Consider the following 21574-nt stretch of genomic DNA (forward strand, 5'->3'; position numbering starts at 1 on the left):
CGTCACTCGACGCTGCGCATGCCTTCCTCACGCAGGTCCTGAACGCCCTGGCGGGCATCCTGTACGGCTTTCTCGGCCTTGGCGGCCTGGGCCTTGCGCTCGGCGACGCGGGCGTCCCACTCGGCCTGTTCGGCCAGGCGCTTGGCGTCGTCGTACTGCTTGTCGTGCATGGCGATTTCCGCCTGTTTGAGCTTGTCCTGCGCGGCCTTCATTTCAACGGCGGCAAACTCGGTAGCGCCGGCGCTGACAGCGGAATTGACCGCCGATTGCGTCACAGCGTACTGCTCGCTGGGTGGATTGCCGGCACAGCCGGCCAGGACCAGGCTGCTGCCCAGTGCCAGCGCGGCCAGTTTGAGCCCGCGCAGGTGAGTGGATGAGGTGTTTGCGGTACGGGTCTGCATGGTGGTCAACTCCATTGGATCACTCCTGATGAACAACGAATTCCATAACAGTCCATCGGCGTGCCCCATCAGCGTCGGGAGTGCTTTTACCCGGTTCTGAGAGGGTTTTGCCGTAATGGCTATTGGCTGTGACCGAAGCGTTTTTTCAATAGTTCAGAAAAATGTGCCGCGTGGTTACGGTTTTTTCTGACTGATCGGTCAGTGGTTTTTTCGTTGAACTTTCAGCTGTGTCCGCGGTACGCGAGCGCCTGCGCAGGCGCTCGGAACGCAGCTGCAGACGGGGTGAATCAAGCGCTGATGTCGCCTTTGGCGCTGCTCATTTCCTGTAGGTAACGGCGAGACAGCGCAAGAAAACGCGGGGTCGGCCCGATGTCTTCGTAGAGCGGATCGCCTTCTTCATCGGTGGCAATCACCTGCGAGCCCTGGACATAGGGGAAGCTCGCTTCCAGCTCCTCAAGCGCTGCCCCCAGCAGCTCGCCGAGCAGCTCTTCGGGCTGGCGCTTGGGGTACATTTCGGCCAGGGCCGCCAGGCGCGCCGCTGCTTCCATGTCCAGGTGCAGGACATGGCCAGTGGGGCTCAACGGGCCTTTGGCGTTCTGTTCCCAATGCTGGGCAAGATCACGGATTTTCATGATGTTCTCCTGTGGGCCTGAGTTGAGCGCTGAGCTGAGTCCGAAGTTGAGCCCTAAGTTGAGCGTAGTTCAGCCGTGGCTCTGCCTTGAAGCTCGACCACTACTGGGGCACTCTGGGCCCAGAGCGGTTTTCCCGAATGCCGGAGACAGGGCTGATGACTGATATCGATGTGCGCTTGCGTGAAGATGTTCATTTGTTGGGTGAGTTGTTGGGCGACACCGTGCGCGAGCAGCACGGCGAAGCGTTTTTGCAGACCATCGAGGACATTCGCCGCAGTGCCAAGGCCGACCGCAGCGGCAGTGCCGAGCAACTGAGCTCGACCCTCAACGACCTGGCCGAAGACGAACTGCTGCCGGTGGCCCGGGCTTTCAACCAGTTTCTCAACCTGGCCAACATCGCCGAGCAGTATCAGCTGATCCGCCGCCGCGACGCCGGCCAGCCCGAACCTTTCGAAGCCCGTGTGCTGCCCGAGTTGCTGGCGCGGCTCAAGGCTGCCGGCCACAGCGACGATGCCCTGGCCCGGCAACTGGGCAAACTGAGCATTGAACTGGTGCTGACCGCTCACCCGACTGAAGTGGCCCGGCGCACCCTGATCCAGAAGTACGACGCGATTGCCGCGCAGCTGGCCGCCCAGGATCACCGCGACCTGATCCCCGCCGAGCGCGAGCAGATCCGCGAACGCCTGCAACGCCTGATCGCCGAAGCCTGGCACACCGAAGAAATCCGCCGCACCCGGCCAACCCCGGTGGACGAAGCCAAATGGGGCTTTGCGGTGATCGAGCATTCGCTGTGGCAGGCGATCCCGCATCATTTGCGCAAGGTCGACACGGCCCTGCACCAGGCCACCGGCCTGCGCCTGTCACTGGAGGCGGCGCCGATTCGCTTTGCTTCGTGGATGGGCGGCGACCGCGATGGCAACCCCAATGTCACCGCGCCGGTTACCCGCGAAGTGTTGTTGCTGGCGCGCTGGATGGCCGCTGACCTGTTCTTGCGTGATATCGATGCCCTGGCTGCCGAGCTGTCGATGCAGCAGGCCAGCGAGGCGCTCAGGGCCAAAGTGGGTGACTCCGCCGAGCCCTATCGGGCCGTGCTCAAGCAGTTGCGTGAGCGCTTGCGGATCACCCGTGCCTGGGCCCACGCCTCGTTGACCGCCGCGCAGGCTCCTGCCCCCGAAGTGCTGCAGGACAACCGCGAACTGTTCGAGCCCTTGCAGTTGTGCTTCGAGTCGCTGCACGCCTGTGGCATGGGCGTGATTGCCGATGGCCCGCTGCTTGACTGCCTGCGCCGGGCGGTGACCTTCGGCCTGTTCCTGGTACGCCTGGATGTGCGCCAGGACGCCGCCCGGCACACCTCGGCGCTCAGCGAAATCACCGAATATCTGGGTCTTGGTCGCTATGCCGAGTGGGATGAAGACGCACGCGTCGCCTTCCTGCAGCAGGAACTCAACAGCCGTCGGCCACTGTTGCCAAGCTACTTCAAGCCCCAGGCCGACACCGCCGAAGTGCTTGCCACCTGCCGCGAGATTGCCGCAGCGCCAGCGGCCTCGCTGGGCTCCTATGTCATCTCCATGGCCGGTGCCGCCTCTGATGTGCTGGCGGTGCAACTGCTGCTCAAGGAAGCCGGCGTACTGCGGCCCATGCGCGTGGTGCCGCTGTTCGAAACCCTCGCCGACCTGGACAACGCCGGGCCGGTGATGGAGCGCCTGCTCGGCCTGCCGGGCTACCGCGCCGGCTTGCATGGCCCGCAGGAAGTGATGATCGGCTATTCCGACTCGGCCAAGGATGCCGGTACCACGGCGGCGGCCTGGGCTCAGTACCGCGCCCAGGAAAGCCTGGTGCGCATCTGCCGCGAGCAACAGGTCGAGTTGCTGTTGTTCCACGGTCGCGGCGGTACCGTCGGGCGTGGCGGCGGCCCGGCCCACGCGGCGATCCTGTCGCAGCCGCCGGGGTCGGTGGCGGGGCGTTTCCGTACCACCGAGCAGGGCGAGATGATCCGCTTCAAGTTCGGCCTGCCGGACATCGCCGAGCAGAACCTCAACCTCTACCTGGCCGCGGTGCTGGAGGCGACCTTGCTGCCACCGCCGCCGCCACAACCGGCCTGGCGCGCGCTGATGGACCAGTTGGCCGCCGACGGCGTCAAGGCTTACCGTGGCGTGGTGCGTGACAACCCCGAATTCGTCGAGTACTTCCGTCAATCCACCCCGGAGCAGGAGTTGGGCCGCCTGCCGCTGGGCAGCCGCCCGGCCAAACGTCGCGCCGGCGGGATTGAAAGCCTGCGGGCGATCCCGTGGATTTTCGGCTGGACCCAGACGCGCCTGATGCTGCCGGCCTGGCTTGGCTGGGAAGCGGCACTGAACAATGCCCTGGCCCGTGGCCAGGGGCCGTTGCTGGCCGAGATGCGCGAGCAGTGGCCGTTTTTCCGCACACGCATCGACATGCTGGAAATGGTCCTGGCCAAGGCCGATGCCGATATCGCCCGCTCCTACGACGAACGTCTAGTGCAACCAGAACTGCGACCTTTGGGTGCACATTTGCGCGACCTATTGTCGCAGGCGTGCCAGGTGGTACTGGGGCTGACCGGGCAGCCGGTGCTACTGGCACACAGCCCCGAGACCCTGGAATTCATCCGCTTGCGCAACACCTATCTGGACCCGCTGCATCTATTGCAAGCCGAACTGCTGGCGCGTTCGCGCGGGCGCGAAGCCGCTCTGGATAGCCCGTTGGAACAGGCCTTGCTGGTTACCGTGGCCGGTATCGCGGCGGGTTTGCGCAATACCGGGTGAGTGCAAAACCCGGCCCGCCGATCCGTTGCACAGGGCGGGCAGAATGCTTGTAAAGCAACAGGTTGCGCCCAGCGCAACCTGTGCTCAAGACGGCCACTGTGCACGGGTTTTTCCGACTTTCGACCGCTTGTGTGGCTTGCGGGCGCTGTGTATCTTGAGCAGCCTTTTGATCGAAATTACGATCATCACCCAAATTCCGGGATTGGCCCTGCGTGGCAAACCCACTGATTTGCTTACAAAAAAATGAGGAGCACGAGATGCGCGTAATTCTGCTGGGAGCTCCCGGGGCCGGTAAAGGTACTCAGGCAAAGTTCATCACCGAGAAGTTCGGTATTCCACAGATTTCCACTGGCGACATGCTGCGCGCCGCAGTCAAGGCCGGCACCCCGCTGGGCCTGGAACTGAAGAAGGTCATGGACGCCGGTCAGCTGGTCTCCGACGAACTGATCATCAGCCTGGTCAAAGAGCGCATTGCCCAGGCTGACTGCGCGAACGGCTTCCTGTTCGACGGCTTCCCGCGCACCATTCCTCAGGCTGAAGCCATGAAGGAAGCGGGCGTGACCATCGACAATGTTGTGGAAATCGCCGTAGACGACGAAGAGATCGTGGGTCGTATGGCCGGTCGCCGCGTGCACCTGGCTTCGGGTCGTACCTACCATATCCAGTACAACCCACCGAAGGTGGAAGGCAAGGATGACACCACTGGCGAAGAGCTGATCCAGCGTGATGACGACAAGGAAGAAACCGTACGTCATCGCCTGTCGGTCTACCACACCCAGACCAAGCCTCTGGTTGACTTCTACCAGAAGCTGGCGGCCGCGGAAGGCAAGCCGAAGTACAGCCATATCGAAGGCGTCGGCTCGGTGGATGCGATCACCGCCAAGGTCCTGGCCGCACTGAGCTGATCGACGCTCGGTAGTGCAGACAACGGCCCGCTTGCGGGCCGTTGTTGTTTATAATGCCGCTCTTTTTTCTTGCCCCTGGAACCCCCGATGACCACCTTGCTGGCCCTCGATACCGCCACTGAAGCCTGCTCCGTTGCCTTGCTGCATGACGGCAAGGTTTCCAGCCATTATGAGGTGATCCCGCGCCTGCACGCGCAGAAGCTGCTGCCGATGATCCAGCAACTGCTGGCCGATGCCGGCGTCACCCTGCAACAGCTCGATGCCATCGCCTTTGGCCGTGGCCCGGGTGCCTTCACCGGCGTGCGCATTGCCATTGGCGTGGTCCAGGGCCTGGCCTTTGCCCTGCAACGGCCGGTATTGCCGGTGTCCAACCTGGCCGTGCTGGCCCAGCGTGCCCTGCGCGAGCAGGGCGTACAGCAAGTGGCGGCGGCAATCGATGCGCGCATGGACGAGGTCTACTGGGGCTGCTATCAGAATGTCGACGGCGAAATGCGCCTGCAGGGCACCGAGGCAGTGCTGCCACCGGAGCAGGTTGCGCTGCCGCTTGGCGCCAGCGGCGACTGGTTCGGTGCCGGCACCGGCTGGGGCTATGCCGACCGCCTGGCGGTCAAGGTCAACGCTCAGGATGCCAGCCTGCTGCCCCATGCCCAGGACCTGCTGAGCCTGGCGACGTTCGCCTGGCAGCGTGGCGAGGCCATTGCCGCAGACCTTGCGCAGCCTGTGTACCTGCGCGACAAAGTGGCCACGCCGAAAGCGCGCTGAGTGCAACTCGTCGACTATTCCCAGGCCAAGTAAAACCTTTTGCCCGAACTGTGGTCCAGTTATCAATCGGGCATTAGCGAAGGATCAACGATGCTGCTAAATTGCCATCATTGCTCTTGAGTAATCGCCATGCGTATCGACGGTTTTTCCTCGCAGTCCTACCCCATCAAGCGTGCCCCGCGCAAAGCGCCGGTGCGCAGCGATGATGTGGACGACGAGGATCTGCCGGGCGAGTTCGAAGTGCAGCCGCAAGCCAGCGCCAGCCACGGCCAGGCGCGCCCTGGCGGCCTGCCGGCACGGCCCCAGGACATGATCTTCCCGCGGGCCCGCAACAAACGCACCGCCCATGCCCTGGCCAGCTACCTGACCACTGCCGGTTTCGTTGACTGGGAGATGGAAGTACTGGGGCTGGACCTGTACATTTGATGGATGAGTCTGTCCACGCTTCCCTATTTTGTCGGTTGTCCGTCCTGGAGTGAAAACGCCTGGCGCGAGTACCTGTACCCGGCTGACGCCAAAAGCGGCGAGTTTCTCGGCCTCTACAGCCAGGTCTTCAATGCCGTAGAAGGCAACACCACCTTTTATGCCCGCCCGGCACCGGCGACGATCGAGCGCTGGGCGCAGGTAATGCCCGCGCACTTTCGTTTTACCGCCAAGTTCCCCGGCGATATCAGTCATAGTGGTGACCTGTACGGTCAATTGGCGGCTGCGCAATCCTTCATCGACTTGCTCAAGCCCTTGGGCGCACGCGTAGCCCCTTACTGGCTGCAGTTGCCGGCAACCTTCGGTCCGGCGCGCCTCGGTGAGCTGGTGAATTTCCTCGACGAGGCCGCTGTGCCCATCGCCGTGGAGGTACGCAATGCAGCGTTCTTCAGCAAGGGCGATGAAGAGCGCATGCTCAACCGCTTGCTGCTCGATCGCGGCGTCGAGCGCATCTGTCTTGATCCCCGGGCGCTGTTCAGCTGCACGTCGCGCAGCCCCGAGGTGCTTCACGCCCAGTCGAAAAAGCCGCGCGTGCCGCCACGCCCGACCGCCTTCACCCAGCACCCGCAGATACGGTTCATCGGCCACCCCGAGCTTGCTGCCAACGAGCCGTTCCTGCAGCCGTGGCTGGACAAAGTCGCGGCCTGGATCGAGGAGGGGCGCAGCCCCTACGTTTTCTTGCATACTGCCGACAACCGCCTGGCCGCCGCCCTGGCCCAGCGTTTCCATCAGGGCCTGATGGAACGTCTGCCGGGGCTTGCAGCCTTGCCTGAACTGGACAGGACACCAGAAGCCGAACAGCTCGGCTTGCTCTGACCTGCCCTGCCGCCTGCCCGGGAGTCATGATCATGGATGTGCAAACCCTGCGTGCCGAAGCCTTCAAAGCCCTGCATGAACGCGATGGCGCCTTCGTCATTCCCAACCCCTGGGATGCCGGTTCCGCCAAGTTGCTGGCCAGCCTCGGCTTCGAGGCGCTGGCCACCACCAGTGCCGGGCTGGCGTTCTCCCTGGGGCGTCCGGATGCCGAAGGGGCCATGAGCCTGGATGAAACCCTCGATAACGCCCGTTGCATTGTCGACGCCACGGCGTTGCCGGTGGCCGCGGACCTGGAGAATGGCTTCAGCGACGATCCCAAGGGGTGCGCCGAGGCGATCCTGCAGGGCGCCGCCGTCGGCCTGGTCGGCGGTTCCATCGAGGATGCCAGCGGCAACGCCGAAGACCCGATCTACAGCTTTCATCACGCCGTGGAGCGGGTCGAAGCGGCGGTGGCCGCCGCCCGTAGCCTGGACTTCCCGTTCATGCTCTGTGCCCGCGCGGAAAACCTGCTGCACGGGCGCATGGACCTGGATGACACCATCGCCCGCCTGCAGGCCTTCGCCGAAGCCGGCGCCGATGTGCTCTATGCCCCGGGCCTGCGCACCGCGCAAGAGATCCGCCGTGTGGTGCAGGCGGTAGCGCCCAAGCCGGTCAACGTACTGATGGGCCTGAGCGGTGTGCAGCTGAGTTTTGCCGATGTCCAGGCCCTTGGTGTCAAGCGCATCAGTGTTGGCTCGTCGTTGGCGCGGGCGGCCTACGGGGCGTTTTTCTACGCCGCGCAACGGATTCACGATCAAGGCCGTTTCGACTACGCCGACCAGGCGTTGTCGTTCGACCAGCTCAACCAGTTATTCAGGCGTTGATCGACCATGCGCAAAGGACTGCTCGCTGTGCTGTGCCTGATGTCGATTGCCGTAAGCGTCGTTGCCTGGCGCATGGGCTGGCGTTTGCCAGATGCCTGGAACCCCTGGGCGGCGCTGGATGTGCGCCAGCCGCCGAACCTGCTGACACCGTATAAGCTGGGCCGTCTGCAGGATGATCCGCAGCTGTGCGAGCAGGCCCTGGCAACCTCGAACCTGCGCTATCGCAGGCAGTCCGACAGCCCGGCCAACGCGCCGTGCCCGCTGGAAAACGTGGTGCGGGTCGAAGGCTCCTCGGTGCGCCTGAGCAGCAGCTTTCTCGCCAGTTGCCCGATGGCGGTGGCTTATGCGCTGTTCGAACGCCATGCCCTGCAACCGGCGGCGCAGCGTGCTTTTGCCCAACCGGTGGTGCAGGTCGATCACCTGGGCAGCTTCGCCTGTCGCAACATGTACAACCGCAAGAATGGCCGCCTCAGCCAGCACGCCACGGCCAATGCCCTGGACATCGCCGGCTTTCGCCTGGCCGACGGGCAGCGTATTCAGTTGCTCAAGGACTGGCCGGGGGAGGGCGTCAAAGCGAAGTTCTTAAGGGATGTGCACGCCAGTGCCTGCGACAGCTTCAATACGGTGCTGGGGCCCGACTACAACGGCGCGCACCGTAATCACTTTCATCTGGACATGGGCTTCTGGCAGATCTGCCGCTGAGGCTCAGGCGGCGATGCGAACGTTGTTCAGCACCACCGGGCGGGCCCAGCGATTGTCGAAGTCCAGCTGCGATTGCTGCACGGCCATGGTGGCTTCGTCGAAAGGTTCGGGTGCCTTGTCCAGCAGGTCCATCTCGAATTCGGCGATCGGCAGATACAGCGGCTTGGCCTGTGGTGCCGGGCCTGGCTCAGGCAATGGCTGACCCTGGCTCATGACGATCGGGCGTACCCAGGTGTTGCTGATGTCCAACTGACGCTGCTGCTCGATCAGTTCGGCGGCGCTGAACGGCGGCGCGAGTTTTTCCAGCAGTTCAGGTTCGAGTTCGGCAATCGGCAGGAACAGCGGCTCGGGCGGGGCCAGTTCGGTGTCATGCACATCGCACAGGCGCTGGCTGTGAATCTGCGCCAGCACCTGGCTGCCGCCCAGCGGTTCGCCGGTGACCTTGTCGAATTGCTCGGCGGCCATGGCCTTGGCTGCGTCTTCCTGACCTTGCTGCTCAGCCAGGGCGCGGGCAAAAAAGTCCTGCCACAGGTGGCTGACGCCGCCCAGTGCCTGGGTATTGTGCCGGCCATAGTCGCCGACGGGCGAGATATAACCTGAGTTGAGCTGAAGAATGTCGGTCATGGCAGTCGCAGAGGGTTCTGGTCTGGCAAAATAGCGAATACTTCGTATATCGGCCGTGGCCGACGATCATTTAATTTTTTTGAGTACAGGATTTGATGGTGGAGCAACTGGCGGACGGCGGCATCCGGGTCGAGGCATTGACGGCCGATTTTCAGGCCCAGGCTGTCGAGTGGGCACAGCGCCTGGAGTTGCCGCTGAGCGACGATAGCGCAGGCTTTGCCGTGCAGGTCGGTGCCAGTGGCCTGCAGATCCAGCAGCTCGGCCCGCAGGCGCCGGGGCCGGTGCGGGTGGATTTCGTTGAAGGCGCGGCGGCCCACCGGCGGGTGTTCGGCGGCGGTAGCGGGCAGATGATCGCCAAGGCCGTGGGTATTGCTCAAGGCGTACGCCCACAGGTGCTCGATGCAACGGCGGGGCTGGGCAAGGACGCTTTCGTGCTGGCCAGCCTTGGCTGCCAGATGACCCTGATCGAACGCCAGCCACTGGTGGCGGCCTTGCTCGAAGATGGCCTGGCCCGCGCCCGCAATGATGCCGAGGTGGGCCCGATCGTCGCGCGCATGCACCTGCTCACCGGCAATGCCATCGAGCACATGCACAACTGGCAGGGCGAACCGCCGCAGGTGATCTACCTCGACCCGATGTTCCCGCACCGCGACAAGAGCGCCCTGGTGAAAAAGGAAATGCGCGTGTTCCGCCCGCTGGTCGGTGACGACCTCGACGCCCCGGCGCTGCTCGCCGCCGCCCTGGCCCTGGCCAGCCACCGGGTGGTGGTCAAGCGCCCGCGCAAGGCGCCGATCATCGACGGGCCCAAGCCCAGCCACTGCCTGGAAGGCAAATCCAGCCGCTACGACATCTACCCGAAAAAAGCCCTCAAGCCTTAGGGGCGGTAGGCGCGCATGAACAGCGCCACCACTTCCTGGACATGGGCCTCGGCGGCCTCGGCATCCAGCGCCGGGGCATAGCCGAGCAACAGGCGGAAGTTGGCCGCGCCCTTGAGCAGGCAGAAGAAGTGCTCGGCGGCGTTGGCCGGCAGCTCGATGCGCAGCAACCCGCGCGCATCCGCCTGGCGCAGCAGCGCCTCCATCTCATGCAGGACCCGCATCGGGCCGGCCTCGAAGAAGATCTGGCTGAGCTTCGGGTCCTGATTGCCCAGGGCCATGATCAGCCGGTGCAGCTTGACCGACAGGTCGCTGCTGATCAGCGCCTGAAAACCGCGACCGATCTTCAGCAGCACCTGCTCCAGCGGCACACCTTCAGGCAGCTCGAAGATCAATTCGGGCAATTGCGCCGTGCAGGTGGCGACCACCGCCGAAGAGAACAGCGTCTCCTTGTCGGTGAAGTGGCTGTAGACCGTGAGTTTTGACACACCTGCCGCTGTCGCGACCGCATCCATGCTGGTGTTGGCATAGCCAAGGGTTAGAAACAGCGCCTTGGCTGCCTCGAGAATGGCCTGGCGTTTTGCCAGGTCCTTGGGCCGGCCGGGGCCGGTAGCAGCAGTGACTTTGGGCATGAGTGAAAAGTTACATATTCCAGTAAGTGCACATGGTACATCGCGACCGGTATTTCGGCGGGCAAATATCGACGTGCTGCGCCCGGCATAAATGTCGGAATTCTCTCGCACGCCTGCTTCCCCGGTCCGGCTCCCTGATTTAATATACCCATCAGTATAAATATTCAAAGCGCCATTCGCGAAAGGTCATTCATCATGTTGCGCCATGCCTTGCCCCTCGCTTTGCCCGTCGGTCTTGTGTTGCTGCTTGCTGCCTGTGGGCAGGAAAGCGCACCGCAGACTTCCCTTCGTCCGGCCATGGTGGTGCAGCCGCAGCCGGCCAGCGCCGCTGCCGACAGTTACCCCGGCGAGGTGCGTGCGCGCTTCGAGCCGGAGCTGGCATTCCGTATCGGTGGCAAGGTCAGCAAGCGCCTGGTCGAGGAAGGGCAGCGGGTCAAGGCCGAGCAGGCGCTGGCCGAGCTCGACCCTCAGGATGTGCGCCTGCAACTGGAAGCCAGCCGTGCACAACTGGCCGCCGCCGAAGCCAACCTGAGCCTGGTCAAGGCCGAACGCGACCGCTACAAGACCCTGCTCGACCGGCAGATGGTCAGCCGTTCGCAATATGACAATGCTGAAAACCTTTACCGCGCGGGTCTGGCCCGGCTCAAACAGGTGCGCGCCGAGTTTGATGTGGCCGGCAACCAGGCGGAATACGCCGTGCTGCGGGCCTCTCAGGATGGGGTGATTGCCAAGCGCCAGGTCGAAGTGGGGCAGGTGGTGTCCGCTGGCCAGACGGTGTTCACCCTGGCCACCGATGGCGAGCGTGAAGTGCTGATCGGCCTGCCGGAACAGCACTTCGGCCGTTTCAAGGTAGGTCAGCCGGTGTCGGTGGAGCTCTGGTCGCAACCGGATCAACGCTTCAATGGCCGTATTCGTGAGCTGTCACCTTCGGCCGATCCACGCTCGCGAACCTTTGCGGCGCGCATCGCCTTTACCGCCGGCAAGGTGCCGGCCGAGCTTGGCCAGAGCGCCCGGGTGTTCATCCAGCACACCGAGCAGATTCCCCTGGCGGTACCGCTCTCGGCCCTGACCGCAGAGAACGGCCAGACCTACGTCTGGCGTGTCGATGCCAACAACACCCTCAAGCGCGTGCCGGTGCGGGTCGGTGCTTACGGTGAAAGCAGCGTGCCAGTGCTCGAAGGCCTGAATGCCTCGGACTGGGTGGTAGCGGCCGGCGTGCATGTGCTCCAGGAGGGGCAACAGGTGCGTCCGGTGGATCGGTCCAATCGTGTGGTGAATCTGGCGGTCAAGGAGTAAGTCCCGATGGGTTTCAACCTTTCCGCCTGGGCCCTGCGCAATCGGCAGATCGTGCTGTTCCTGATGATTTTGCTGGCCGTGGTCGGCGCACTGTCCTACACCAAACTGGGGCAGAGCGAAGACCCGCCCTTTACCTTCAAGGCCATGGTCATTCGCACCCTCTGGCCCGGCGCCAGTGCCGAGGAAGTCTCGCGCCAGGTGACCGAACGCATCGAAAAGAAGCTGATGGAAACCGGCGAGTACGAGAGGATCGTCTCGTTCTCGCGGCCTGGTGAATCGCAGGTCACCTTCATGGCCCGCGACTCGATGCATTCGGCCGACATCCCCGAGCTCTGGTACCAGATCCGCAAGAAGGTCGCCGATATCCGCCACACCTTGCCCCAGGGTATCCAGGGGCCGTTCTTCAACGACGAATTCGGCACCACCTTCGGCAATATCTATGCGCTGACCGGCGATGGCTTCGACTACGCCGTGCTCAAGGACTACGCCGACCGCGTGCAGATCCAGCTGCAGCGGGTCAAGGACGTCGGCAAGGTCGAGCTGCTGGGCCTGCAGGACGAGAAGATCTGGATCGAGCTGTCCAACCTCAAGCTGGCCACCCTTGGCCTGCCCCTGGCGGCGGTGCAACAGGCGCTGGAAGAGCAGAACGCGGTGAGCACCGCAGGCTTCTTCGAGACGCCGAGCGAGCGCCTGCAACTGCGGGTCAGCGGGCGTTTCACCACGGTTGAGCAGATCCAGCAGTTCCCGATCCGGGTCGGCGACCGGACCTTCCGTATCGGCGATGTCGCCGATGTGCGCCGAGGTTTTAACGACCCACCGGCACCGCGCATGCGCTTCATGGGCGAAGACGCCATTGGCCTGGCGGTGTCGATGAAGGCCGGTGGCGATATCCTGGTGCTGGGCAAGGCCCTGGAAGCCGAGTTCGCCCGCATCGCCCACAACCTGCCGGCCGGCATGGAGCTGCGCAAGGTGTCCGATCAGCCGGCGGCGGTGAAGACCGGTGTGGGCGAGTTCGTCCAGGTGCTGGTCGAGGCGCTGGCCATCGTTTTGCTGGTGAGCTTCTTCTCCTTAGGCATGCGCACCGGCTTGGTGGTGGCGCTGGCGATCCCGCTGGTGCTGGCGATGACCTTTGCCGCCATGTACTACTTCGGCATCGGCCTGCACAAGATTTCCCTTGGCGCGCTGGTGCTGGCCCTGGGCTTGCTGGTGGATGACGCGATCATTGCCGTGGAAATGATGGCGATCAAGATGGAGCAGGGCTTCGACCGGCTCAAGGCCGCCAGTTATGCCTGGACCAGCACCGCCTTCCCGATGCTGACCGGCACCTTGATCACCGCCGCAGGCTTCTTGCCGATTGCCACCGCGCAGTCCGGCACCGGTGAATACACCCGCTCGATCTTCCAGGTGGTAACCATCGCCTTGCTCGCCTCGTGGATTGCCGCGGTGGTGTTCGTGCCCTATCTGGGCGAGCGCCTGCTGCCGGACCTGGCCAAGCTGCACGCGGCCAAGCATGGCACTGCCGAAGGTGGACCAGATCCATATGGCACACCGTTCTACCAGCGCGTGCGGCGCCTGGTCGGCTGGTGCGTGGAGCGGCGCAAGACGGTGATTCTGGCAACCATCGCCCTGTTTATCGGCAGCATTTTGTTGTTCCGCTTCGTGCCCCAGCAGTTCTTCCCGGCCTCCGGGCGCCTGGAGTTGATGGTCGACCTGAAGCTTGCCGAAGGCGCCTCGCTGAGTAACACCGCCGAGCAGGTCAAACGTCTGGAAGCACTGCTCAAGGAACGCGCCGGCATCGACAACTATGTAGCCTATGTGGGCACGGGTTCGCCACGCTTCTACCTGCCATTGGACCAGCAACTGCCGGCGCCAAGCTTCGCCCAGTTCGTGGTGCTGGCGAAAACCATCGAGGAGCGTGAACAACTGCGCAGTTGGCTGATCGCCACCCTCGATGAACAATTCCCCGACCTGCGCTCGCGGGTCACGCGCCTGGAAAACGGCCCGCCCGTGGGCTACCCGGTGCAGTTCCGGGTCACCGGCGAGCATATCGAGCAAGTCCGCGCCCTGGCCCGCAAAGTGGCGGCCAAGGTTCGTGAGAACCCCCATGTGGTCAACGTCCACCTCGACTGGGAAGAGCCGAGCAAGGTGGTTTACCTGAACATCGACCAGGACCGCGCCCGCGCCCTGGGAGTGAGCACGGCGAACCTGGCGAAGTTTCTGCAAAGCTCGCTGACCGGCTCTGCGGTCAGCCAGTTCCGTGAGGACAACGAGCTGATCGAGATCCTCCTGCGCGGTACCCAGCAGGAGCGCAGCGAGCTTGCCAACCTGCCAAGCCTGGCGGTGCCGACCGACAATGGCCGTAGTGTGGCGCTGTCTCAGGTGGCGACCCTGGAATACGGCTTTGAGGAGGGCGTCATCTGGCACCGCAACCGTCTGCCCAATGTCACCGTGCGCGCCGACATCTACGGCAAAGAACAACCGGTGACCCTGGTCCAGCAGATCCTGCCGACCCTGGACCCGGTGCGTGCCGAACTGCCCGATGGCTACCTGCTGGAGGTAGGCGGCACGGTGGAAGACTCTACCCGCGGGCAGAAGTCGGTGAACGCCGGGGTGCCGTTGTTCATCGTCGTGGTGCTGACCCTGCTGATGCTGCAATTGCGCAGCTTCTCGCGCACGGTGATGGTGTTTCTCACCGCGCCCCTGGGGCTGATTGGCGTGACCCTGTTCCTGTTGGTGTTCCGCCAGCCGTTCGGCTTTGTCGCCATGCTCGGGACCATTGCCCTGTCGGGCATGATCATGCGCAACTCGGTGATCCTGGTCGACCAGATCGAGCAGGACATCGCCGCTGGGCTTGACCGCTGGCAGGCAATTATCGAGGCGACGGTAAGGCGCTTCCGGCCGATCGTGCTGACCGCTCTGGCGGCGGTGCTGGCGATGATCCCGCTGTCACGCAGCGTGTTCTTCGGGCCGATGGCGGTGGCGATCATGGGCGGCCTGATCGTGGCGACGGCGTTGACGCTGTTGTTCCTGCCGGCCTTGTATGCGGCGTGGTTCAGGGTCAAGAAAGCCTGAGGGCGGTGACACAGATCTATTGTGGGAGCCGGCCTTGCCGGCGATGGGCTGCGCAAGCAGCCCTTTGGAGCGAGAGGCTCAAAGCGCGCCAAACACCTTCTTGGCGATGCTGGTAGCCGCAGCAGCCGGGTTCTGGCGGATGGTTTGTTCCTGCTTGCCAATCATCTCGAACAGGCCGTTGAGCGCCTGTTCGGTGACGTAACCTTCGACGTTGGCATTCTTGGCATCCAGCACGCCCAGGGTCGCCGCTTGCCCGGCAAAGTTGTTGTACTGCTGGGCCAGGCCGACCTGGTCGGTGGCCTTCTTGACGATCGGCAGGAACTTGGCGCGGATCTGTTCGCGGCTGGTCTTGCTCAGGTACTGGGTGGCCGAGTCATTGCCGCCGCTGAGGATGCCCTTGGCATCATCCACGGTCATTTTTTTCACCGCATCGACCAGCAGCGCCTGGGCTTGCGGCACGGCCGCTTCGGCGGCTTTGTTCATGCTGGATTCCAGTTGCTCGACCTGGGCGCCCATGCCGAACGTCTTCATCTTCTTGGCCACCTTGCCAAGGTTGCCCGGCAGCTCGATGCGCACATCCGGGTTATTGCTGAAACCACCGGGGGTGCCCAGTTGTTTGACCGCGACCTGGGCGCCCTGGGTCAGGGCGTCCTTCAGGCCAGTGGAGGCATCTTTTTGCGAGAGGTCGCCGAGCGACAGCGCCAGGGCGCTGGCCGACAGCAGCAGGCCGGCGCACAGGCCGGTGAAGGTTAGAGCTGGGCGAAACATGGCAGCATCCTTATGCGAAGGAAAAACAATCAATCAACGAACGGCATCGACCTTGATGCGCACCGGCTGCGGGTCGTTGCCATCGAGCTGTACGCCGTGATGCTCGGTATTGATGAACAGCAGCTTGCCATCTAGTTCGATCCGCGCACTGACTGCATAGCGGTGACCGGGCTTGACCTGCGCCGGGTCGTAGCTCAGGTGGAAGGGCAGCGGCACATTGCCTTTGACCGGGCCGCTCTGGCTGGCCAGGGTGACGGCGGGGGCGTCCATCAGCGACACGTCCTGCAGGGCGACGCTCAGGGTGGCGGCGGGCGGCAGGGCGATGCGCTGCAGGTAGAACACTTCGCCATCCAGGCTGGCCTTGGACGCTTCAGGGGTGCTGCTGCACGCGGCTAGCAGGCTGCCCAGAAGGATCAGGGACAGTTTTTTCATCAGTAGCTCCTTTTCGGTGGCGCCGCTGGGGCGGTCGCCAACCGGGTCAATGGGTATAGCTCCAAAGGCACAGGCCAGTATGGCCTATGCCGCAGTCTCGGTGGTTTCTTCGCTGCGATGCAGGGCCACCTGGCGGATCGACAGGCGCACCTCTGCCGACAGCACCCGCTTGGCTGCGCCTTCGGCCAACTCGCTGAGCTTCGCGTGATAGCCAAGCTTGCCGTTGGTATCCGGGTGCAATACGCCTTGCTCGATCTGGGTCTGGATAAAGTGGCGGAACAGGGTCTTGTCGAAGAACTCCGGGGCGTTCAGGCCATGCAAAATCGACAGGCGCTGGGCCATGATCACGCACAGGTCTTCCAGCTCTTCGGCGCTCAGGGTGTGCTGGCCGCTGTTGAGCAGCAGGGCGGTGGCCATGTAGAAGCGCTGCAGGGTCTGGGTGATGGCACGGGCCAGCAGGGTCAGCAGCACGAACTGCCGCGAACTCGGTGCCGGGCGCAGGTACACGCCGTTTTCGAAGCGCAGCAGGCCTTGCTCGACGAAAGCCTCCAGCCACTGGTCGATGACCGCGTCCAGCTCATCGAGCTCCCAGCGAATGAACAGCTCCGATTGCAGGTACGGGTACAGCGCCCGGGTGTACTGCAGAATCAGCTCGCGGCTTATGCGCGAGCTGCTCTGGAAGAAGCTCGCCAGCAAGGCCGGCAGAGCGACGATGTGCAGCACGTTGTTGCGGTAGTAGGTCATCAGGACAGCATTTTGCTCGTCCAGGTAGAGGATCTTGCCCAGCGCATCGCTCTGTTCGGCCAGCAGGTCCATGCCCTTGACGTGGCTGATCAGGGCCAGGCCATCACCTTCGGGCAAGGTGGTGTGCGGCGAATAGGGCACCGTGCGCAGCAGCGCCAGGTACAGGTCCAGCACCCGCGCCAGAGCACGTTCATCCAGGGCCAGGCGGCTGGTGGAGAGCAGCGCCAGGGCCACCAGGTTGACCGGGTTGATCGCCGCCGCCTCGTTCAGGTGCTGGGCGACTTTCTCGCCCAGGCGCGAGGTGGTCTCGTTGAGCCAGGCCGGGCGGAACTGCGGGCCGTGTTCCTGTTCGCGCCAGCCAGGTTGCTGCTGATCGAGGAAGGCGCCGAGGCGGATCGGCTCGCCGAAGTTGACCGCGACCTGGCCGAAGCGCTGCTTGAGTGCGCCGATGACCTTGAAGATGTCGAAGATCGATTCTTTCTTCTTGCTCGCACCGCGCAACTCGCCCAGGTAGGTGCGGCCTTCGAGCACGCGTTCATAGCCGATGTACACCGGGACAAAGACGATTGGCGTGCGCGAAGAGCGCAGGTAGCTGCGCAGGGTAATGGCGAGCATGCCGGTTTTCGGTTGCAGCATGCGTCCGGTGCGCGAGCGCCCACCTTCGACGAAGTACTCGACCGGAAAACCCTTGGTGAACAGCGTGTGCAGGTATTCGTTGAACACTGCGGTGTACAGCGGGTTGCCCTTGAAGGTGCGGCGCATGAAGAACGCCCCGCCGCGGCGCAGCAGGCCGCCGATCACCGGCATGTTGAGGTTGATCCCGGCGGCGATATGCGGCGGGGTCAGGCCGTTGCGAAACAGCAGGTAGGAGAGCAGCAAGTAGTCGATATGGCTGCGGTGGCAAGGTACGTAGATGACTTCATGGCCGGGGGCGATGCCTTGCACCTGCTCGATGTGGTTGACCTTGATGCCGTCGTAGATCTTGTTCCAGAACCAGCTCAGCACCACTTCCAGGAAGCGGATGGCGGTATAGGTGTAGTCCGAGGCGATCTCATTGCCGTAGCGCAGGGCCTGGGCTTCGGCTTTGGCCAGCGGGATCTTCTCGCGCTCGGCCTCATCGGCGATGGCCTGGCGCACCAGCGGGTCGTGGATCAGGCCTTTGACCAGGTTACGGCGGTGGGAGATGTCCGGGCCGATGACGGCGGTCTTGAGGTTGCGAAAATGTACGCGCAGCAGGCGCTGGGCCATGCGCATGGTGCGCTCGTGGCCCTTGTTGTGCTGCACCAGCTCGCGCAAATGGATCGGCGCCGAGAACTGCACGCGGGTCTTGCGCCCAAGGATCAGCACGGTGAGCAAGCGCCGCAGGCGCCCGGTAACCGCCCAGCTGTCAGCGAACAGCAGCTTCCAGGGGCTGGATTCGCTGGCCGGCGACTGGCCCCAGAACACGCTGACGGGGATGATCTGCGCGTCTTCCTCGGCATGCTGGCTGATGGCGTTGACCAGCCGTGCCAGGGTGGGCGGGGCGCCGCGCTTGTCGTGACGGCCAAGCCAGTCTGGCTCCGGGGTCAGGTAAAAGAACGCGGCAGGTTCTTGCAGGGTCCCGACGGCTACGGGCAGTACCGGGCGAGGCAGCCCGGCTTTGGTGCACTCGCGATCGAGTACCGCAAGGTCGGTCAGCGATGGCGATTGCAGGGCGTAAAACACTGGCCGGCTGCGATCCAGGTTCAAGGTGAAGGATGACTGGTTGATGGTCTCGGAGCGAACCCACAGGTACAACAGGCGACGCAGGGCGCCGAAGATCAGGCGGCGCAGGGGAGAACGGGTCATACGGTGTGTGCTCTGGATGAGATTTTCGAGTAATTGCTCAGTGGGCTAGTGTGCCGTATCTGCGCAAGTTCAGCAAAAAGCGCCCCGGTCATGAAAATTAATTTAAGTGTGTCATATACTCGGTCCGCCGCTTGCAAGAGATTTCGGCAAGCTGCGTCGGCAGGGGGTGGTGACCTCTCTGCATGCAAGGCGATTCCAAAATAAAAATCCGGAGTAGTTCAGATGTCGTCTCGTGAGACTGGAAGTGTAAAGTGGTTCAATGACGCCAAAGGTTACGGCTTCATTCAGCGTGAAGGTGGCGCGGACGTGTTCGTTCACTACCGTGCCATCCGGGGTGAGGGGCATCGCACCCTGCTCGAGGGGCAGCAGGTCGAATACAGTCTGACTCAGGGCCAGAAAGGCCTGCAGGCAGAAGACGTAGTCGGGCTGTAAGCGCCGGGCCACAAGCCTCGAGCCTGGGCCCAGAAGCGAAAAGGCCCGCCGCCGGACGACCGGGGCGGGCCTTTTCGAAAAAGTTGTTTCAGCTGGTGCGCCAGGTGATTTCTTCTTCGCCGTCGGCACTGATGCGGATCCAGCGATCGGCGTCCTCTTCACCTTCTTCCTCGACCCAGCTGCCCGGTGCGCAACGCACTTCGACGTTCAGCGCGGCAAAGGCGGCGCGAGCGCATTCAATGTCGTCTGCCCACGGCGTCTGGTCGCTTTCCAGGTAAAGACTGTTCCATTTGCCCACAGCTTTCGGTAACCAGGTAACTGGAATGTTACCGGCCTTGCACTTGTAGGTCTGGCCTTTCTGTTGCCAATCGCTGCACGGGCCGAGTGCCTCGGTGAGCCAGGCGGCGATCTGCTTGTGGTCGACGTCGGCGTCTTTCAGGTAAATCTCGATATCGGGTTGGCGCATAGGGGCTCCGGGTGCGCTCAGTCTTGGCGCACAAAGTAATCGTAACGCATCGATACCGTGACCTCGAAAGGCTCGGCCTGGTCGATGACGCGCGCGCGTTTATCGGCGCTGGCGCGCCAACCATGCGGGGTCATGGCCAGCAGGTCGGCGCGGGCCTTGCTATCGGCAAGGCTGAGGTGGAATTTCAGGGTTTCGCTATGGGCGTGCTGCATGCCCGCTGGCACCAGTGCCAGGTGTTTGTCGTCGGCGTAGTCGCGCACTTCATCGTAGAGCTTGTGGCGCAACTCGATCAGGTGCTCGTTGGTCGGGCCGACGCGCATCAGGCCGCCGCCGGGGCTCAGCAGGCGCAGGGCCTCTTGCCAGTCCAGCGGGCTGAAGACACTGGCCAGGAGCTGACAGCTGGCATCGGCCAGCGGCACCCGGGCCATGCTCGCCACCAGCCAGGTCACCGCCGGGTTGCGCTTACAGGCCCGCTTGACCGCCTCGCGGGAGATATCCAGGGCGTAACCATCGGTCTCGGGCAGCGCTTGGGCGATCTGTGCGGTGTAGTAACCCTCGCCACAACCGATATCCAGCCAGCGCTCGGGTGCGCGTTCAGCGGCAAGCTCGGCCAGGCGCCGGGCTACCGGGGCGTAATAGCCAGCGTTGAGAAAGTCGCGGCGGGCCTCGACCATCGCCTGGTTGTCGCCCGGGTCACGGCTGTTCTTGTGCTGCACTGGCAGCAGGTTCAGGTAGCCCTGGCGAGCACGGTCGAAACGATGGCCGGCCGGGCAGGCCACGCCATTGTCGAGCGTGCTCAGCGCGGCGCTACAGATCGGGCAGGTGAGCATCAGGCAAGCAACCGGGTCAGGGTCTGGTAGTAGATTTCGGTCAGCACATCGAGGTCACTGGCCAGGATCCGCTCGTTGACCTGGTGAATCGTGGCGTTGACCGGGCCCAACTCGACCACCTGGGTGCCGAGGGTGGCGATGAAGCGCCCGTCGGAAGTGCCGCCGCTGGTCGATGCCTTGGTCTCACGGCCGGTAACCGCCTTGATGCTGGCCGATACCGCGTCGAGCAAATCGCCCGGCTCGGTGAGGAACGGCAGGCCCGACAGTGCCCAGTCCACGTGCCAGTCCAGCTGGTGTTTGTCGAGGATGGCGGCAACCCGCTGTTGCAGGCCCTCGACCGTCGACTCGGTAGAGAAACGGAAGTTGAACAGCGCAGTCAGCTCGCCCGGCACGACGTTGGTGGCACCGGTACCGGAGTTGAGGTTGGAGATCTGGAAGCTGGTCGGCGGGAAGAACGCATTGCCTTCGTCCCAGTGTTCGGCTGCCAGTTCCGCCAGGGCGGGAGCTGCCAGGTGGATCGGGTTCTTCGCCAGGTGCGGGTAGGCCACATGGCCCTGGACGCCGCGCACGGTGAGCTTGGCGCCGAGCGAGCCGCGGCGGCCGTTCTTGACCACGTCACCGACCAGGCTGGTGCTCGACGGCTCGCCGACGATGCACCAGTCCAGGCGCTCGTTGCGTGCCGCCAGGCGCTCGACCACGGCCTTGGTGCCGTGGTGGGCCGGGCCTTCTTCATCGCTGGTGATCAGGAAGGCGACCTTGCCGCGATGGTTGGGGTAGTCGGCGACGAAGCGCTCGGTGGCCACCACCATGGCCGCCAGGCTGCCTTTCATGTCGGCAGCGCCACGCCCGCAGAGCATGCCGTCGGCATCGATCAGGGCGTCGAACGGATCGTTCTGCCAGGCCTGCACCGGGCCGGTCGGGACTACGTCGGTGTGGCCGGCGAAGCACAGCACGGGACCTTCCTGGGTGCCATGGGTGGCCCAGAAGTTGTCGACGTCTTCGATCCGCATCGGTTCGAGCATGAAACCGGCATCGCCCAGGCGCTGCATCATCTGTTTCTGGCAGTCGAAGTCCAGCGGGGTTACCGACGGACGGCGAATCAGGTCGCAGGCCAGTTCAAGGGTAGGCGAGAGGTCGGCTGGGGCCGTCATGAGGAACTCCGGGGCAAGGCAGGGCACGAATTCGAGGGGGGTTATCTTATAGCAATTCAGAGCCCTGTAGGAGCGGGC

21 protein-coding genes are annotated in these 21574 nt (G+C 63.8%); 11 read left to right on the forward strand and 10 right to left on the reverse strand.

The genetic code is table 11. The features are described 5' to 3' along the window. Positions 1-2 precede the first annotated feature (2 nt). The gene (locus BV82_RS06350) at positions 3-416 is read right to left on the reverse strand and encodes a DUF4398 domain-containing protein (protein WP_010224892.1); all 414 of its coding nucleotides are present in this window, start codon (positions 414-416) and stop codon (positions 3-5) included. Positions 417-688: 272 nt separating this feature from the next. Next, positions 689-1033 carry a hypothetical protein gene (locus BV82_RS06355; RefSeq protein WP_010224891.1) on the reverse strand — a complete coding sequence of 115 codons (345 nt, stop codon included), beginning with the start codon at positions 1031-1033 and terminating at the stop codon, positions 689-691. Positions 1034-1188: 155 nt separating this feature from the next. Between BV82_RS06355 and ppc the strand changes: the two genes are divergently transcribed. From ppc to BV82_RS06390, 7 genes are all read left to right on the forward strand, one after another. Next, a complete protein-coding gene (ppc, locus tag BV82_RS06360) occupies positions 1189-3816 on the forward strand; it encodes a phosphoenolpyruvate carboxylase (protein WP_036994058.1) in 2628 nt (875 codons plus the stop codon). A 257-nt stretch (positions 3817-4073) separates the two neighbouring features. Further along, entirely contained in the window at positions 4074-4721 is a 648-nt protein-coding gene (gene adk, locus BV82_RS06365) for an adenylate kinase (protein ID WP_036994059.1), read from the forward strand. 87 nt (positions 4722-4808) lie between these two features. Continuing rightward, a complete protein-coding gene (gene tsaB / locus BV82_RS06370; protein ID WP_036994060.1) occupies positions 4809-5483 on the forward strand; it encodes a tRNA (adenosine(37)-N6)-threonylcarbamoyltransferase complex dimerization subunit type 1 TsaB in 675 nt (224 codons plus the stop codon). A gap of 129 nt (positions 5484-5612) precedes the next feature. Further along, entirely contained in the window at positions 5613-5909 is a 297-nt protein-coding gene (locus tag BV82_RS06375; RefSeq protein ID WP_010224887.1) for a hypothetical protein, read from the forward strand. A 3-nt stretch (positions 5910-5912) separates the two neighbouring features. Next, positions 5913-6782: a DUF72 domain-containing protein gene (locus BV82_RS06380; protein WP_036994061.1), complete on the forward strand. Its 870-nt coding sequence runs from the start codon at positions 5913-5915 to the stop codon at positions 6780-6782. A gap of 32 nt (positions 6783-6814) precedes the next feature. Continuing rightward, a complete protein-coding gene (locus BV82_RS06385) occupies positions 6815-7645 on the forward strand; it encodes an isocitrate lyase/PEP mutase family protein (RefSeq protein WP_036994062.1) in 831 nt (276 codons plus the stop codon). Between the two features lie 6 nt (positions 7646-7651). After that, positions 7652-8347: an extensin-like domain-containing protein gene (locus BV82_RS06390; RefSeq protein WP_010224883.1), complete on the forward strand. Its 696-nt coding sequence runs from the start codon at positions 7652-7654 to the stop codon at positions 8345-8347. A gap of 3 nt (positions 8348-8350) precedes the next feature. Here BV82_RS06390 and BV82_RS06395 read toward each other — a convergent pair whose 3' ends face one another. Next, the gene (locus tag BV82_RS06395; RefSeq protein WP_036994063.1) at positions 8351-8971 is read right to left on the reverse strand and encodes a hypothetical protein; all 621 of its coding nucleotides are present in this window, start codon (positions 8969-8971) and stop codon (positions 8351-8353) included. Between the two features lie 95 nt (positions 8972-9066). Here BV82_RS06395 and BV82_RS06400 point away from each other — a divergent pair, with 95 nt between their 5' ends. Then, complete coding sequence (locus tag BV82_RS06400) at positions 9067-9849, forward strand: class I SAM-dependent methyltransferase (RefSeq protein WP_010224880.1); 783 nt, start codon at positions 9067-9069, stop codon at positions 9847-9849. Here BV82_RS06400 and BV82_RS06405 read toward each other — a convergent pair. Next, entirely contained in the window at positions 9846-10478 is a 633-nt protein-coding gene (locus tag BV82_RS06405) for a TetR/AcrR family transcriptional regulator (protein ID WP_036994064.1), read from the reverse strand. The genes BV82_RS06400 and BV82_RS06405 overlap by 4 nt on opposite strands. A 195-nt stretch (positions 10479-10673) precedes the next feature. Here BV82_RS06405 and BV82_RS06410 point away from each other — a divergent pair, with 195 nt between their 5' ends. Both BV82_RS06410 and BV82_RS06415 read left to right on the forward strand, forming a co-directional pair. Next, complete coding sequence (locus BV82_RS06410) at positions 10674-11774, forward strand: efflux RND transporter periplasmic adaptor subunit (protein WP_010224878.1); 1101 nt, start codon at positions 10674-10676, stop codon at positions 11772-11774. A gap of 6 nt (positions 11775-11780) precedes the next feature. After that, positions 11781-14846 (forward strand): efflux RND transporter permease subunit, encoded by a 3066-nt coding sequence (locus tag BV82_RS06415; RefSeq protein WP_036994065.1) that lies wholly within the window; start codon positions 11781-11783, stop codon positions 14844-14846. A 78-nt stretch (positions 14847-14924) separates the two neighbouring features. Here the strand turns inward: BV82_RS06415 and BV82_RS06420 are convergent, their stop codons facing one another. The 3 genes from BV82_RS06420 to plsB form a co-directional block, all read right to left on the reverse strand. Continuing rightward, complete coding sequence (locus BV82_RS06420) at positions 14925-15614, reverse strand: DUF4197 domain-containing protein (protein ID WP_010224876.1); 690 nt, start codon at positions 15612-15614, stop codon at positions 14925-14927. Between the two features lie 33 nt (positions 15615-15647). Further along, positions 15648-16046 carry a YbaY family lipoprotein gene (locus BV82_RS06425; RefSeq protein WP_010224875.1) on the reverse strand — a complete coding sequence of 133 codons (399 nt, stop codon included), beginning with the start codon at positions 16044-16046 and terminating at the stop codon, positions 15648-15650. Between the two features lie 84 nt (positions 16047-16130). Further along, positions 16131-18617, reverse strand: a complete 2487-nt coding sequence (gene plsB, locus BV82_RS06430) for a glycerol-3-phosphate 1-O-acyltransferase PlsB (protein WP_036994066.1) — start codon at positions 18615-18617, stop codon at positions 16131-16133. Between the two features lie 222 nt (positions 18618-18839). Here plsB and BV82_RS06435 point away from each other — a divergent pair, with 222 nt between their 5' ends. Next, a complete protein-coding gene (locus tag BV82_RS06435; protein WP_009395290.1) occupies positions 18840-19049 on the forward strand; it encodes a cold-shock protein in 210 nt (69 codons plus the stop codon). 88 nt (positions 19050-19137) lie between these two features. Here the strand turns inward: BV82_RS06435 and BV82_RS06440 are convergent, their stop codons facing one another. From BV82_RS06440 to dapE, 3 genes are read right to left on the reverse strand one after another with little or no spacing between them, the layout of a single operon-like run. Further along, the gene (locus BV82_RS06440) at positions 19138-19515 is read right to left on the reverse strand and encodes a hypothetical protein (protein ID WP_010224869.1); all 378 of its coding nucleotides are present in this window, start codon (positions 19513-19515) and stop codon (positions 19138-19140) included. A 17-nt stretch (positions 19516-19532) separates the two neighbouring features. Beyond that, the gene (locus BV82_RS06445) at positions 19533-20345 is read right to left on the reverse strand and encodes a putative RNA methyltransferase (RefSeq protein WP_036994067.1); all 813 of its coding nucleotides are present in this window, start codon (positions 20343-20345) and stop codon (positions 19533-19535) included. Then, complete coding sequence (gene dapE, locus BV82_RS06450) at positions 20345-21496, reverse strand: succinyl-diaminopimelate desuccinylase (RefSeq protein ID WP_010224867.1); 1152 nt, start codon at positions 21494-21496, stop codon at positions 20345-20347. Before dapE ends, BV82_RS06445 begins: the two co-directional genes overlap by 1 nt. Positions 21497-21574 lie beyond the last annotated feature (78 nt).

The organism is Pseudomonas donghuensis, assembly GCF_000696345.2.
In the GTDB taxonomy this organism is placed as follows: Bacteria; Pseudomonadota; Gammaproteobacteria; order Pseudomonadales; family Pseudomonadaceae; genus Aquipseudomonas; species Aquipseudomonas donghuensis.

Coding starts and splice junctions, on each gene's coding strand:
- BV82_RS06375 (WP_010224887.1), top strand. CDS start 5,613: ATGCGTATCGACGGTTTTTCCTCGCAGTCCTACCCCATCAAGCGTGCC.
- BV82_RS06400 (WP_010224880.1), top strand. CDS start 9,067: ATGGTGGAGCAACTGGCGGACGGCGGCATCCGGGTCGAGGCATTGACG.
- plsB (WP_036994066.1), bottom strand. CDS start 18,617: ATGACCCGTTCTCCCCTGCGCCGCCTGATCTTCGGCGCCCTGCGTCGC.
- BV82_RS06390 (WP_010224883.1), top strand. CDS start 7,652: ATGCGCAAAGGACTGCTCGCTGTGCTGTGCCTGATGTCGATTGCCGTA.
- BV82_RS06385 (WP_036994062.1), top strand. CDS start 6,815: ATGGATGTGCAAACCCTGCGTGCCGAAGCCTTCAAAGCCCTGCATGAA.
- BV82_RS06440 (WP_010224869.1), bottom strand. CDS start 19,515: ATGCGCCAACCCGATATCGAGATTTACCTGAAAGACGCCGACGTCGAC.
- BV82_RS06405 (WP_036994064.1), bottom strand. CDS start 10,478: ATGCCCAAAGTCACTGCTGCTACCGGCCCCGGCCGGCCCAAGGACCTG.
- BV82_RS06415 (WP_036994065.1), top strand. CDS start 11,781: ATGGGTTTCAACCTTTCCGCCTGGGCCCTGCGCAATCGGCAGATCGTG.
- dapE (WP_010224867.1), bottom strand. CDS start 21,496: ATGACGGCCCCAGCCGACCTCTCGCCTACCCTTGAACTGGCCTGCGAC.
- adk (WP_036994059.1), top strand. CDS start 4,074: ATGCGCGTAATTCTGCTGGGAGCTCCCGGGGCCGGTAAAGGTACTCAG.
- BV82_RS06410 (WP_010224878.1), top strand. CDS start 10,674: ATGTTGCGCCATGCCTTGCCCCTCGCTTTGCCCGTCGGTCTTGTGTTG.
- BV82_RS06445 (WP_036994067.1), bottom strand. CDS start 20,345: ATGCTCACCTGCCCGATCTGTAGCGCCGCGCTGAGCACGCTCGACAAT.
- BV82_RS06420 (WP_010224876.1), bottom strand. CDS start 15,614: ATGTTTCGCCCAGCTCTAACCTTCACCGGCCTGTGCGCCGGCCTGCTG.
- BV82_RS06380 (WP_036994061.1), top strand. CDS start 5,913: ATGAGTCTGTCCACGCTTCCCTATTTTGTCGGTTGTCCGTCCTGGAGT.
- BV82_RS06425 (WP_010224875.1), bottom strand. CDS start 16,046: ATGAAAAAACTGTCCCTGATCCTTCTGGGCAGCCTGCTAGCCGCGTGC.
- ppc (WP_036994058.1), top strand. CDS start 1,189: ATGACTGATATCGATGTGCGCTTGCGTGAAGATGTTCATTTGTTGGGT.
- BV82_RS06355 (WP_010224891.1), bottom strand. CDS start 1,033: ATGAAAATCCGTGATCTTGCCCAGCATTGGGAACAGAACGCCAAAGGC.
- tsaB (WP_036994060.1), top strand. CDS start 4,809: ATGACCACCTTGCTGGCCCTCGATACCGCCACTGAAGCCTGCTCCGTT.
- BV82_RS06435 (WP_009395290.1), top strand. CDS start 18,840: ATGTCGTCTCGTGAGACTGGAAGTGTAAAGTGGTTCAATGACGCCAAA.
- BV82_RS06395 (WP_036994063.1), bottom strand. CDS start 8,971: ATGACCGACATTCTTCAGCTCAACTCAGGTTATATCTCGCCCGTCGGC.
- BV82_RS06350 (WP_010224892.1), bottom strand. CDS start 416: ATGGAGTTGACCACCATGCAGACCCGTACCGCAAACACCTCATCCACT.